13 protein-coding genes are annotated in these 12,877 nt (G+C 71.8%); 2 read left to right on the top strand and 11 right to left on the bottom strand.

What is annotated here, in order from left to right; translation table 11 throughout:
- Nucleotides 1-115: 115 nt before the first annotated feature.
- From AC3WRT_RS09955 to AC3WRT_RS09935, 5 genes are read right to left on the bottom strand one after another with little or no spacing between them, the layout of a single operon-like run.
- A complete protein-coding gene (locus AC3WRT_RS09955) occupies nucleotides 116-1,180 on the bottom strand; it encodes a threonine aldolase family protein (RefSeq protein ID WP_492721406.1) in 1,065 nt (354 codons plus the stop codon).
- 3 nt (nucleotides 1,181-1,183) lie between these two features.
- Nucleotides 1,184-2,620, bottom strand: coding sequence for a class II 3-deoxy-7-phosphoheptulonate synthase (locus AC3WRT_RS09950; RefSeq protein WP_492721403.1), 1,437 nt, complete (start codon nucleotides 2,618-2,620; stop codon nucleotides 1,184-1,186).
- Between the two features lie 50 nt (nucleotides 2,621-2,670).
- A complete protein-coding gene (locus AC3WRT_RS09945) occupies nucleotides 2,671-3,351 on the bottom strand; it encodes a response regulator (RefSeq protein ID WP_492721399.1) in 681 nt (226 codons plus the stop codon).
- A complete protein-coding gene (macS, locus tag AC3WRT_RS09940) occupies nucleotides 3,348-4,703 on the bottom strand; it encodes a MacS family sensor histidine kinase (RefSeq protein ID WP_492721397.1) in 1,356 nt (451 codons plus the stop codon). The genes AC3WRT_RS09945 and macS overlap by 4 nt, the downstream gene beginning before the upstream one ends.
- Entirely contained in the window at nucleotides 4,669-5,523 is an 855-nt protein-coding gene (locus AC3WRT_RS09935; RefSeq protein WP_492721396.1) for a lysophospholipid acyltransferase family protein, read from the bottom strand. The genes macS and AC3WRT_RS09935 overlap by 35 nt, the downstream gene beginning before the upstream one ends.
- Nucleotides 5,524-5,699: 176 nt before the next feature.
- On the opposite strand from AC3WRT_RS09935, the gene AC3WRT_RS09930 reads away from it, so the two are divergent.
- Nucleotides 5,700-6,311, top strand: a complete 612-nt coding sequence (locus AC3WRT_RS09930) for a hypothetical protein (protein ID WP_492721394.1) — start codon at nucleotides 5,700-5,702, stop codon at nucleotides 6,309-6,311.
- A gap of 7 nt (nucleotides 6,312-6,318) precedes the next feature.
- Here the strand turns inward: AC3WRT_RS09930 and AC3WRT_RS09925 are convergent, their stop codons facing one another.
- The 4 genes from AC3WRT_RS09925 to AC3WRT_RS09910 form a co-directional block, all read right to left on the bottom strand.
- Nucleotides 6,319-6,864 (bottom strand): endonuclease/exonuclease/phosphatase family protein, encoded by a 546-nt coding sequence (locus AC3WRT_RS09925; protein ID WP_492721392.1) that lies wholly within the window; start codon nucleotides 6,862-6,864, stop codon nucleotides 6,319-6,321.
- Between the two features lie 186 nt (nucleotides 6,865-7,050).
- On the bottom strand, nucleotides 7,051-8,019 hold the full coding sequence (locus AC3WRT_RS09920) for an ROK family glucokinase (protein ID WP_492721390.1): 969 nt from the start codon (nucleotides 8,017-8,019) through the stop codon (nucleotides 7,051-7,053).
- A complete protein-coding gene (locus tag AC3WRT_RS09915) occupies nucleotides 8,016-8,570 on the bottom strand; it encodes a hypothetical protein (RefSeq protein ID WP_492721388.1) in 555 nt (184 codons plus the stop codon). The genes AC3WRT_RS09920 and AC3WRT_RS09915 overlap by 4 nt, the downstream gene beginning before the upstream one ends.
- A 5-nt stretch (nucleotides 8,571-8,575) precedes the next feature.
- Nucleotides 8,576-9,019 (bottom strand): SRPBCC family protein, encoded by a 444-nt coding sequence (locus AC3WRT_RS09910; RefSeq protein WP_492721386.1) that lies wholly within the window; start codon nucleotides 9,017-9,019, stop codon nucleotides 8,576-8,578.
- Nucleotides 9,020-9,234: 215 nt separating this feature from the next.
- Here AC3WRT_RS09910 and AC3WRT_RS09905 point away from each other — a divergent pair, with 215 nt between their 5' ends.
- Nucleotides 9,235-11,025 (top strand): AMP-dependent synthetase/ligase, encoded by a 1,791-nt coding sequence (locus tag AC3WRT_RS09905; RefSeq protein ID WP_492721383.1) that lies wholly within the window; start codon nucleotides 9,235-9,237, stop codon nucleotides 11,023-11,025.
- 4 nt (nucleotides 11,026-11,029) lie between these two features.
- Here the strand turns inward: AC3WRT_RS09905 and AC3WRT_RS09900 are convergent, their stop codons facing one another.
- On the bottom strand, nucleotides 11,030-12,415 hold the full coding sequence (locus AC3WRT_RS09900) for a hypothetical protein (protein WP_492721381.1): 1,386 nt from the start codon (nucleotides 12,413-12,415) through the stop codon (nucleotides 11,030-11,032).
- Nucleotides 12,416-12,499: 84 nt separating this feature from the next.
- Nucleotides 12,500-12,832, bottom strand: a complete 333-nt coding sequence (locus tag AC3WRT_RS09895; protein ID WP_492721379.1) for a hypothetical protein — start codon at nucleotides 12,830-12,832, stop codon at nucleotides 12,500-12,502.
- Between the last annotated feature and the right edge of the window lie 45 nt (nucleotides 12,833-12,877).

The following is a 12,877-nucleotide window of genomic DNA, read 5'->3' as shown; positions in this document are numbered from 1 at the left end:
CCCCATCACCCCACCTCACCGAACGCTGCCTTCGACCTCGAAAGCGCTGTTAGAGCAGTGAGTTCGCGACCGAACGCTGCGTTCGGTCCAGAAGGTCGGGGTGGGTCAGGAAGGGTCAGGCGGCGGGGGCTGACCTGAGCAGCGTGGTGAGGACGTCGATGGCGACGTCGGTGCCGGCGTCGTCGACGTCGAGGTGCCAGACGAGGCGCACGGCACCGGGCCCGACGGCATACGTTCGCACGCCGGCGGCGAGGGCGGCGGCGACGAAGGCGGCCGAGGTCCACCCGGCAGCGACGACGTCGACGATGACGATGTTGGTCTCGACGGTCGCGAGGTCGACGGCAGCGGGAGCCGCCTCCGCCATGGCCTCAGCCGCGCGCCGCGCGCGGGCATGGTCGTCGGCCAGACGCTCGACGTTGTGCTCGAGCGCGAAAAGCCCTGCGGCAGCTAGGATCCCAGCCTGACGCATACCGCCGCCGAAGCGCTTGCGCCAGATCCGCGACTCGGCCATCGCAGCAGCCGATCCGACGAGGACGCTGCCCACCGGCGCGCCCAGGCCCTTGCTGAGGCAGATCGAGATGGTGTCGAACTCGCGGCCGTAGTCGCCGACCGGCACCCCGGACGCGACGTGGGCGTTGAAGAGGCGCGCGCCGTCGAGGTGCATGGCCACGCCCCGTTCACGCGTCACCTCCCGGGCCCGATAGATCTCGTCGAGCGACTGCACGGTGCCGCCACCGAAGTTGTGGGTGTTCTCGACGACCACGAGCGAGGTGCAGACCTGGTAGGGCCCGGCGCCGGTGATCATCAGCGACGCGGCGTCGTCGGCGCGGAACCGACCGCGCTCGGAGATCCAGGTGCGTGAGGAGATGCCGGACAGGACCGCGGCCGCGCCGAGCTCGGCGCGCACCACGTGCGCGAGCGAGTCGCCGACGAGCTCCTCCCCCGGCTTGACGTGCAGACGTACGCCCAGCTGGTTGGCCATCGACCCCGAGGGGGTGAAGAGCCCCGCCTCGTGCCCGAGCAGGTCGGCGACCCGCTCCTCGAGGGCCCGCAGCGTCGGGTCCTCACCGAAGACGTCGTCACCGACCTCGGCGCGCGCCATCGCCTGGCGCATGGCGTCGCTCGGCTTGGTCAGGGTGTCGCTGAGCAGGTCCGCCTTGAAGGGGCTCGTCGCAGTCACGGCTCAGGCCTGGCCCAGCATCTCGGCGACGAGGAACGCGAGCTCGAGGGACTGCTGGTGGTTCAGCCGCGGGTCGCACACCGACTCGTAGCGCTTCTCGAGGTCGGAGTCGATGATCTTCTCCGCCCCGCCGAGGCACTCGGTGACGTCGTTGCCGGTGAGCTCCACGTGGATGCCGCCCGGGATCGTGCCGAGGGACTGGTGCACCTCGAAGAAGCCGCGCACCTCCTCGACGATGTCCTCGAAGTCGCGCGTCTTGTAGCCCGACGGGCTCTCGAACGTGTTGCCGTGCATGGGGTCGCAGATCCACGTCACCGTGGCGCCGGAGGCCGTCACCTTGTCCACGAGCGCCGGCAACGCGTCGCGGATCGTGCCGGAGCCCATGCGCGTGATGAAGGTCAGGCGCCCCGGCGAGCGGTTCGGGTCGACCTTGTCGATGAGCCGCAGCACCTCGTCGATGTCGGCCTTCGGACCGAGCTTGACGCCGATCGGGTTGCTGATGCGCGAGACGAAGTCGACGTGCGCACCGTCGAGCTGGCGGGTGCGCTCGCCGACCCACACGAAGTGGCCGGACGTGTCGTAGAGGCGGCCCGAGCGCGAGTCGATGCGCGTCAGCGGGCGCTCGTAGTCGAGCAGCAGCGCCTCGTGTGCGGCGTAGAACTCCACCGAGCGCATGGCGTCGAAGTCGGCGCCACAGGCCCACATGAAGCGCATCGCCTTGTCGATGTCCTTGGCGATCTTCTCGTAGCGCTGGTTGGCGGAGTTGGCGACGAAGCCGCGGTTCCAGTCGTGCACGTGCCGCAGGTCGGCGAAGCCGCCCGTGGTGAAGGCGCGCACGAGGTTCAGCGTCGCCGAGCTCGCGTGGTAGGCGCGGACGAGCCGTTGGGGGTCCGGGACGCGCGCGGCCTCGTGGAAGGCGAAGTCGTTGACCATGTCGCCGCGGAAGGCGGGCAGCGTGACGCCCTCGCGGGTCTCGACCGTCGAGCTGCGTGGCTTGGCGTACTGCCCGGCCATGCGACCGATCTTGATGACCGGCACGGACGCGCCGTAGGTCAGGACCGCGGCCATCTGAAGGATCGTCTTGATGCGGTCGCGGATGTTGTCGGCGGTCGCCGACGCGAACGTCTCGGCGCAGTCGCCGCCCTGGAGCACGAACGCCTCGCCGACGGAGGCCTTGGCCATGCGGTCGGTGAGGATGTCGCACTCGCCGGCGAAGACGAGCGGCGGATACGAGGCGAGGGTCTCGATCACCTCGGCCAGGGCAGCGGTGTCCGGCCAGGCCGGCTGCTGCGAGGCCTCGAGCTCGCTGGCCGCGGCCGTGAGGGCGGCGAGGGCCTCGGACCCGTCCTCAGGCGGCAGGCCGGCATCGGCGGTGACGGTCCTCGTGTTCACCCCGTCAGCGTAGACGCCGTCCGGGGGCGTCCCCGCCCGGGTCCGCATCCCGAAACCGTCGCGGAGGTCCGGCCGGGGGGCGTATGCCGTGTGCCCGGCTACGTGGGGTCGGCGAGGTCCAGCCCGCGTTCCATGGCGAAACGCACGAGCTCGACGCGGTTGTGCATCTGCAGCTTGCCGAAGATGTTCTGGACGTGGTTCTGCACGGTGCGGTGAGAGAGGAACAGCGTCGCGGCGATCTCCTTGTAGCCCATCCCGGTCGCGACGTACTTGAGGATCTCCGTCTCGCGGTCGGTGAGCTCGGGAATCGGGCGTTCGACAGTCCCCCCGCCGGCGGCCTTGACGCGGCGGAACTCGCCCAGCACGAGACCCGCGAGGCCTGCCGTGAAGACTGGCTCGCCCGAGGCCGTCGCCCGCACTGCGGCGAGGAACTCCTCACGGCCGGCGGACTTCACGAGGTAGCCGAGCGCGCCGGCCTTCACGGCGTCGAGCACGTCCTGGTGGTCGCCGCTCGCCGAGAGGATGAGGATGCGGGTCGGCACCTCGGCGGCGGCCAGGGCGGCGCAGACCTGGGCGCCGCTCATCCCCGGGAGGTTGAGGTCGAGCACGAGCACGTCCGGCGCGGTCGCCCGGGTGCGGGCCACGGCGGAGCGTCCGTCGTCCGCGGTGGCGACGACCTCGAAGCCGGCGTCGGCGAGGTCACGGGCGACGGCGTCGCGCCACATCGGGTGGTCGTCGGCCACGACAACGCGGATGTGCTCGCTCACGTGCTCGGTCACGGTGCTCCTCGTTGGTCTGGGGTGCCGGCTTCGCCACCATGGTGGCGGTCCCTGTGGCGCGTCGTCCGGCGATTCGGGATCCGCAGCTCGACGGTCGTGCCGCCGACGGTGCCCGACGTGATGCTGGCCCTGCCACCGAGATCGGCCAGCCGGCCGAGGATGCTCGAGGAGACGCCGAGACGTCCTTGACCCACGGCCTCCTCCAGACGGCCGGCGGGCAGTCCGTGACCGGAGTCGCGGATGGTCACCACGACCTCTCCGCCGTCGTCGTCCAGCAGCACCCAGGCGCGGGCGTCGGAGCCGGCGTGCTGGCGGACGTTGTCCAGGGCCGCCTCGACCGCAGCGACGACCTCGTCGGCCACGCGCCGGGGCAGCAGCACCGGATCGGCCGGAGAGACGAGCTGCACGCCGTCGCCCTCGACGTGGCGCAGCAGCACGCGGAGGTCGGCGGCGCCGCTCACGGCGCGTCCCACCTCGGCCAGGTCGGACTGGCTCACGAGGGTGCGCAGGATCCGCTCCTGCTCCCCCGCCATCGCCCCGAGGCGGGCCGTCTCGCCGCCGATGTCGAGCGCCCGACGGTTGATGAAGGCGAGGGTCTGCAGCACGCCGTCATGGACGGTGCGCGCCAGGCGGTCGCGCTCGACGCGAGCGGCGTCGAGCCGCATCGCCTCGGCGAGCGCCGCATGGCTCGAACGGGCGAGGTCGACGCAGTAGCCGATGCAGCCTCCGAGCAGCAGGCCGAAGATCGAGTTCGTGACCGTGTTGGGGGTCGGCTCGACGACCTCGACGAAGGAGCAGGCGGCAACGAGCGCGGCGGCCGCCAGACCCCCGCGCCACCCGCGGAGCACCGCGAACCCCACGACGGCGGCCGTCGGCCAGATCGACGGGACCGTCTTGGCGCCCGCCGTGATCACGTCGGCGTCGTCGACGAGCCGGGTCGCGAGGATCGCCGAACAGCCGATGGCGAGCTCCACGGTGTAGGCGCGCACCGTCCGCACCGGCCGCAGCGCCACGGCAAGGGTCCAGGCCGCGAGGACACCGAGGATGGCCATCGCGCCGGCCGGGCGGGAGATCTGGCCGTGCCGCTCCCAGGCCGACCAAGCGGCATACGCCAGTGCGAGCCAGCGGAAGACGTCGATGCCGCGCCACAGACCCCGGACGATCGCGTGCTCGTCGTCGAGGATGGCGGTCGTGGCCGCGGTCACGACGACGGGGGCGACGTCCGGCGGTGGGGCCGAGGGCGTGGCGACCAGGCCGGTGTCCACCGGCTCGCTGGGCCGGTCGGTGCCGGCCCCTTGTCGCGAGGCGGTCATGCCCTCAGGACGCCGCCACGGCGGGAGCGTCGTCGTCACCGTCGTCCTCATCCCGCTCGCGGGTGGGCGGGTTGACCACTGCCGGCCGTCCCTCACCCGCGTCGAGCGCCTCCTCGAGCTCCGGCGCGGCGCTCCCCGGCTTGGCTGCCTCCTGCAGCTCACGCGCCTTGGCGCGGGCTGCGTGGACGAGGCGGTCCTTCATCGAGGTGGCGTACATGTCGACGTACTCCTGGCCCGACAGGAGCATGAGCTCGTACATGATCTCGTCGGTGATCGAGCGCAGGACGAACCGGTCGTCCTCCATGCCCTCGTAGCGGGAGAAGTCGAGCGGCTTGCCGACACGGACACCGACGCGCATGACCCGCGGGATGACCTTGCCGGTCGGCTGTGCCTTGTCGGTGCCGATCATGGCCACGGGGATCACCGGGACCTTGCCCTCGAGCGCCATCCGGGCCACACCGGTGCGGCCGCGGTAGAGGCGGCCGTCGGGAGAACGCGTGCCCTCGGGGTAGATGCCGAGCAGCTCGCCGCGCCGCAGGACCTTCAGGCCCGAGTTGAGCGCCGCGTTGCTCGCCTTGCCGCCCGAGCGGTCGACCGGCAGCTGCCCGACACCCCTGAAGAAGGCTGCGGTCAGGCGGCCCTTGACGCCCCGACCCGTGAAGTAGTCGCTCTTGGCGAGGAAGGTGACGCGTCGGGAGACGACGAGGGGCAGCAAGATCGAGTCGGAGAAGGAGAGGTGGTTGCTCGCGAAGATGGCGGCCCCCTCCTCGGGAATGTGCTCCTCCCCCTCCACCCACGGACGGAAGACGAGCCTGACGATCGGACCGATGACGATCGTCTTGAGGAACCAGTAGAACAACCGTGTCCGCCTTCCGTCTGTGACCGCTCGAACTCTACGACACTCGCGCACGCACAGCGGCGCATGCGAGGATCAGCAGGTCCAGTCGCTTCGCCCCAGGAGCCCACCGTGCCGGTCCCACCCGTCGTCGCGCCGATCCGACGCGTGTGCGCGCGGCAGGACTGCGAGGCGTCGTCGTGAGCGACCCGGACCTGGACGCTGAGTTCGCCCGGATCATCGCCGGCTGGGACGATGAGGCCCCCGACCCGCTACTGCGGGAGCGGGACGGTGACGGTGGTGTCGCCGACGCGTCCGCTCCCCCTGCAGAGCCGGTCCCAGATGCTGCCGCGACCACCGCACCGGATGCTGCCCCCGAAGGCGCTGCCCCGGCTGCGACCGACGCAGCGGTGGATCCAGCGGCACCGGGGAAGCAGCCGGACGCGGACGCACCCGCCCTCTCCGGAACCACCGGCCCGCTCGAGCTGCCGATCGCGCCGACCACTCCACACGCCTGGCGGGGCAGCACCCGCCGGCGCCAGGAGGCCGACGAGCCGCTCGATGACGAGGACCACTTCGTCCCACCGTCGGAGATCGACCTGCCCTCGGCCGAGACCGACCCGATGTTCTGGGCGATCGTGGGCGGCCTCGTCGGCGGCCCGCTCCTGCTGCTCTACGTCCTGTTCTTCGACCGCGACGGAAGCAGCTGGTGGGTCGTGACGGCGCTGACGATGGTCGTCGTCGGGTTCGTGCTGCTGGTGCTCCGCGGCGGCACCGAGCGCGACCCCTCCGACGATGGCACGCGTATCTGAGCCCCGCTCACACTCGGCGGTTCCATCGGGCCGTCACGGACCCGGTGGGCCGGAGGTCGAGGTCGACCCAGACCGGTCGGTGGTCCGACGCGACGCGCAGGTCGCTCTCGTCCGCGCGTGGAGGCTCGGCCCGGACGACCCGCAGCGCCCGGCCGGCGAAGACGGCGTCCAACGCCGCCGTCGGGCGGTCCGACGGGGAGGTCGGCGTGCCGCCGGAGGTCGGCGTGAGGCGCGCGGCGATGAGGTCGTATGCCGCCCCGCCGGGTCCCTCGTTGAGGTCGCCCGCGACGACGGCTCGCTCGCCCAGTCCCGCGAGCACGACCGCCGCGTGCGCCTGACGTTCGGCGGCCCGCAGCCCGAGGTGGAGGTTGACGACGGTGACAGCGCCGGTTTCGCCCCCGGCGGGACGCGCTGGTCGCTCGCCCGGCAAGGAGACGGTCGCGGCGGCATACCCTCGCGTCCTGTCGGGGAAGCGCACCCGGAGTCGTGCGCGCGTCACCGCGTGAACCGCCACCCGCGAGCTCGTGAGGACCGCGGTGCCTCCGGTGCCCAAGCGGCCGCGGTGCGAACGGTGGCAGCCGAACCTCGGTCGTGAGGCGACGGGGCACCTCCTGGAGGCAGAGCACGCCGGGGTCCACCGTTCGCACCACCCGCGCGGCGGCCGACCGGTCGTCGCGGACGTCGTGGACGTTGTACGCCATGACCCGCAGCAGGCGCCCGGGGCGACGCGGGGCCACGGTCAGCGGCCGGCTCGCGCGAGCTCGGCTGCTCCGATGAGGCCGGCGTCGCTGCCGAGGACGGCCCGCACGATCTGCGCCTCCGGGCGGTAGCCACGACCCGGGAGCTGCCGGCGGAACGCCTCCCGGGCCGGCCCGATGAGCATCTCGTCGGCTGCGCTCACGCCCCCGCCGATGACGAAGAGCCCGGGGTCGAAGGCCGACGCGAGGTTGGCCAGCCCGATCCCGAGCCACTCGCCGATGTCGGCGAGCAGCTCGCGCGCCGTGGGGTCGCCCTCCCGGGCCGCCTCGGTGATGAACGGCCCGGTCAACCCGTTCGCGTCGCCTCCCAGACGCGCGAGCAGGTCTGCGACGACGGGCGAACCGGCCTCGATCATGGCGCGAGCCTCGCGTACGAGGGCGTTGCCGCTCGCGTACTGCTCCCAGCACCCACGGTTGCCGCACTCGCAGCGGGCCCCGCCCGGCACGATCTGCATGTGGCCGAACTCGCCGGCGATGCCGTGCCGGCCGCGCTGCACGTGCCCGTCGATGATGAGCGCACCACCGATGCCGGTGCCGAGGGTGATGACCACGACGTGCGACTCGCCTCGCGCCGCCCCGAAGGTCGCCTCGGCCCACGCGGCTGCATTGGCGTCGTTGTCGACGGTGATCGGCAGGTCGATCCGCTGCGACAACGCCTCGTGCAGGGGCTCCTTCCGCCACGACAGGTGCGGCGCGAAGACGACGGTCGCGCGGTCCTCGGCCACGAAGCCCGCGGCGCCGATGCCGACCGCCACCACGTCGTCGGTGCCTACCTGGCGCAACAGCTCCTCGACCGACTCGACGATGGTGTCCTCGACCACCGCCGGCGACGTGGACCGGTGCGGGGTGTCACGCCGGGTGCGGTGTGTGATGGTCCCGTCCTCGTCGACCACGCCCCCGGCTACCTTGGTGCCGCCGATGTCGATGCCGATGGACAGTCGCCTGCTCATTCCGTCTCTCCGGAGGGAGTGGTGCCGCCGGTGGTGCCGCCAGTAGTGCCGGTGCTGTCGGTCGTCCCCTCCGAGGAGGGCTCAGGTCGGCGCTCGCGCTGCGCCGTCGCGAGATCCCGCAGCGCTGTGGCGGCGAAGCCGACGAAGTCGGCCACTCGGTCGATGGTGTCGGGGTTGACCTGCTGCACGAACGCGATGAGCTGGCACACGGGGCACACCTTGCACGCCGCCGGGGTGGAGCCTCCGCACGTGCACTCGCCCGACTGCCGCCCGCCCTCTCGGGTGCCCGGGCCGGCGTCGGTGCGGGATCCGGGAGCGTCCTGACGGGGCACGTCCGTGGGGTCGTCCGTGCGTGAGCCGGGTGGCGGCGTACCCGAGGGCCCTGACGAACCACCTCGCGACAGCAGCTCGATCAGCAGGGCGGCCTCCTCGGCAACACTCGCAGCGGGAGGCGGCTCGCGGGGCGGCTCTTGGGGTGCGGGGCCCTCCGCCGGGCCCGCCACGTCGTCGTCGTGGTCCTGGCCCGCGTGGGGATCGGGGGTGTGCGTCACGTCGCTCAGGCCTCGACGCGCTTCTTCAGCTCCTTGAGCGCGGTGTCGACGATGACTTTCTCCGCCTTGCGCTTGAGCAGCCCGATCATCGGGATCTTGACGTCGACCGCCAGCCGGTAGGTGACCTTGGTGCCCGGACCCTCGCCGGTCAGGGTGTACGAGCCGTTCATCGCCTTGAGCACCTGCGCCGACACCAGCGACCACGACACGACTCCGGTGCCGTCCTCCACGACGTCCCACTCGTAGTCCAGGACGTAGGTGTCCTTGATCGCGCCGGCGTCGAGGGTGAACTGGACCTGGTCGGCCCAGCCGTCGCCCTCCTCGGCGAGCACGGAAACGTCCTTCACCTCACCCGCCCACTGCGGGTAGGCCTCGAAGTCCGCGATGACGTCGAGCACCTCGCCCGGAGGAGCGTCGATGACGATGGAGGACTCGGTGCGATCGGCCATGCGCCGAAGGTTAGCGCGTGGCCGGCGGCACGCGGTGGCTTGTCCGGACCGCCGACACGGCGCGTCGCGTGCGTGCCAAGATGGGTGCGACGGCAGCCCTGCTCGAGGAGTTCACGCCCGGAGACGGGTTGCGCGACTGTGACCATGGCGACGTGGTCCACTCGGTTACCGATCGGTATGGTGCAATTCAGTTCCCATCCCCATCAGGAGTGACAGTGAAGGACAACGTCGTCGCACCACTCGCCCCCGTCACGACCGAGGGAAGCCTTGGCGACCTCCCCGCGCGCAACGCCCGCGAGGCGGCCGGCGAGACCGCATTCTCGCGCAAGACGCCCTCGGGAGGCTGGACCCACGTCACGTGGGCGGAGTTCGAGGACGACGTCAGGGCCGTCGCCAAGGGGCTGATCGCCGAGGGGATCGCACCGGGGGACCGCGTGGCGCTCATGTCGCGCACGCGCTACGAATGGACCCTCGTCGACTTCGCTGCCTGGACCGCCGGTGCCGTGGTGGTGCCGATCTACGAGACCTCCTCCGCTGAGCAGGTCCAGTGGATCCTGTCCGACTCCGACGCCCACCTGGTCGTCGTCGAGACCGATGCGCACCGCGCCGCCGTCGATCAGGTCCGCGCCGACCTGCCCACCCTTCACGACGTCGTCGTCATCGAGGCCGGCGGCCTGGACGCCTTGCGCGAGCAGGGCCGACAGGTCAGCGACGCCGACCTCGAGGCACGCCGAGGAGGTCTCGACCGTCGCTCGGTCGCGACCATCATCTACACCTCCGGCACGACCGGGCGGCCCAAGGGCTGCGAGCTCACCCACGGCAACTTCCTCGACCTGGCCGAGAACGCCATCGGGAAGCTGGGGGAGGTCGTGCTGACGGACAACGCCTCGACCCTGCTCTTCCTGCCCCTCGCCCACGTCTTCGCCCGGTTCATCGAGGTGCTCTGCGTGGCGGGCAAGGCGCGGATGGGTCACTCGGCCGACATCAAGACCCTGCTCGACGACTTCGCCGGCTTCCAGCCGACCTTCGTGCTCGCCGTGCCGCGCGTTTTCGAGAAGATCTTCAACTCCGCCGAGGCGAAGGCGTCAGCGGAGGGCAAGGGAAAGATCTTCCTGCGCGCCGCGACTGTCGCCATCGCCTACAGCGAGGCTCTGGACGCAGGGGGACCCGGCATCGTCCTGCGCCTCCAGCACGCGATCTTCGACCGGCTCGTCTACGGCAAGCTGCGCGCCGCGATGGGTGGCCACGTGCGGTATGCCGTGTCAGGCGGGGCTCCGCTCGGCACCCGGCTCGGACACTTCTACCGGGGCATCGGCATCCTCATCCTCGAGGGTTACGGCCTCACCGAGACCACGGCGCCCGTCGCGGTGAACACCCCGGACAAGATCAAGATCGGCACCGTCGGGCCTCCCCTGCCGGGCACCGGCATCCGGATCGCCGAGGACGGCGAGATCCTGCTCAAGGGCGTCGGGGTCTTCACCCGGTACCACCACAACGCGACCGCGACGTCAGACACCGTCGTCGACGGCTGGTTCCACACCGGCGACATCGGCGAGATGGACGACGACGGCTACCTGCGCATCACGGGCCGCAAGAAGGAGATCCTCGTGACCGCCGGCGGCAAGAACGTCGCGCCCGCCGTCCTCGAGGACCGCCTGCGGTCCCACCCGTTGGTGTCCCAGTGCATCGTCGTCGGGGACCAGAAGCCGTTCGTCGCTGTCCTGTTGACGCTCGACGAGGAGATGTGGCCCCTCTGGGCCAAGACGCACGGCGTCGAGGGCGTCTCGCTGGACGAGGCGCGCACGCACCCGAAAGTCCTCCAGGCCCTGCAGGAGGCGGTCGACCGCGCCAACGAGGCGGTCTCGAAGGCGGAGTCGATCCGCAAATTCACAGTGCTCCCGGGCGACTTCACCGAGGCCAACGGCTACCTCACCCCGTCGCTGAAGCTCAAGCGGAACGTCGTCATGAAGGACTTCGGCGACGAGGTCGAGAAGCTCTACGCCTGAGCTCTCAGCCCAGCAGCCCGCGCAGCCGCGCCTGCCAGTCCGCCACCAGCGCAGGGCGGCTCGTGCCCATCACGGCGTGCAACGCCTCGTCGACCGTGGACTCGTGGTCGTCGAGGCGGTCGGTGGCCTGGGGCAGGCCACCGGCAGCGCCGCGGTAGAGGTGGACCACCGCCTGGGTGCCGTACGCGTCACCCAGCGTGCGCACCGCCAGCATGGAGAGGCCGTATGCCGCCGAGAGACCGGGCGTGCCGGGGCGGAAGTCGGCGTCCTCCGGCAGCGTCCCCGGCAGTCCGCCGGCGCGCACCCTCTCGAGCGCCGTGGCGACGATGCTCGCCTCGGGAAGGTCGACGTCCCGATAGGCGACGAGCTCGGCGAAGCCCTCGGAGAGCCAGAGCGGCACGGCGCGCGTCGTCGACCCCCGAACGGTCACATGGGTCAGCTCGTGCGTCATGACGACGTCGCGTCCCTCCGGGCGTAGGGACGTCCATGCCGCCGGCACGAGGACGATGCGGTCGGCTCCGGCCGGCTCGCCCGGGGTCAGTGGGCCGTCGGTCGCCGCCGCGACACCGCCGAGGTCGCCCGCGTCGCGGCCCAGCAGCCGAGCGGCGTCGGCGTCGCTGGACGGGGCTACCCAGACCGCGGGCTTCACCTCGCCCCACACGGCGGCGACACGTGCCGCGGCGGTGCCCGCCCTGCGGACCAGCTCGTCCACCCGCTCCGACGGCCCCACGGCCAGCACGAGCGACGACGCGGACCTTCGAACCACCAGGCCGGCGAGGTCCCACGGCTGAGGACGCCCTGAGGGGCTGGAGCCGATGATCACCACGCGGCTCGGGGCGGCCGGCTCGGCCCTCAACGTCACGTCGAGGTCGAAGCTGCGGGGTGAGGAGTCGAAGCCGCGGAGCTGGTACGTCAGGCTTGCCCTCACATCCCACTCGACGGGGCTGTCCCGCGCGGCCGGCACCGGTGGCGTCGTCTCGCGCACGCCGACGAGACGGAGGTCACCGACGCGCATGGCGACCATGCGGTCGAAGACCGCACCCTGGGCCTCCTGGAGCTGTCCCGATGGCGAGCCTCCCAGTGCGTCTAGCCAGCCAGTGCGGTCACCCCGCGCCAGGTCCGCGAACCTGCGCTCGAGCAGGGCGCTGACGGCTCGGCCGCGCGGGGCCCCCCACTGCTCGGATGCGATGTCCGCGTCGGTCGCAGGCCCCGCAGCCGAGGTGGCGGTCGAGATGGCGGCCGAGGTCGTGACCGAGGCTGCTGCCACTGGACCTGCAGACCCGGCGAGGCTCCCGTCGCGCGTGCAGGCGGTCCCCATGGCGACCACGCCCAGGGAGGCCGCCATCGCGAGGACCCACCGACGGTTGGCTCGACGACGGGGGTTGCGCACTGCGACATCGTGACATGGGGGCGGGCACAGCAGCCGGCGCTGACCCAGCAGTGCCGTCGCCACCCGTCGTGCTGCGGTGCACCGTCAGACGGCGCGCCGCCGGCCGCGCTCCGAGGCGGCAGCCACGGGATCGATCCTGGCTCGGGCTGCGTTGGCCGTCGCGACCGTCACGAGACCGGCGGAGAGGAAGGCAGAGACCACACGCCGCTCGGCCCGGTCGAGCAAGGCTGTCACGTCCGGGTCGCCCTGCTGGAGCTCACCAAGGGCTCGAGGCCGGCCCGCGCGGCCCTCCCCCAGCGTGTCAGGAGCCGGCACCGGCTCGACGGCTCGGAGCGGGATCGTCGCCAGCGCGGTCACCATGCAGTCCGCGCAATGGACGTCCCGCACCGGGCAGGTCTGGCAGTCGACGAGCATCATCCTGGTCCACCCTTCGCCTCTCGTTGCGATCTGTCGTGAAAGACG

Source organism: Terrabacter sp. FW104-15G4B, assembly GCF_058790095.1.
The sequence above is the reverse complement of the archived record's forward strand: the minus strand, read 5'-3'. Positions and strand labels throughout refer to the sequence as shown.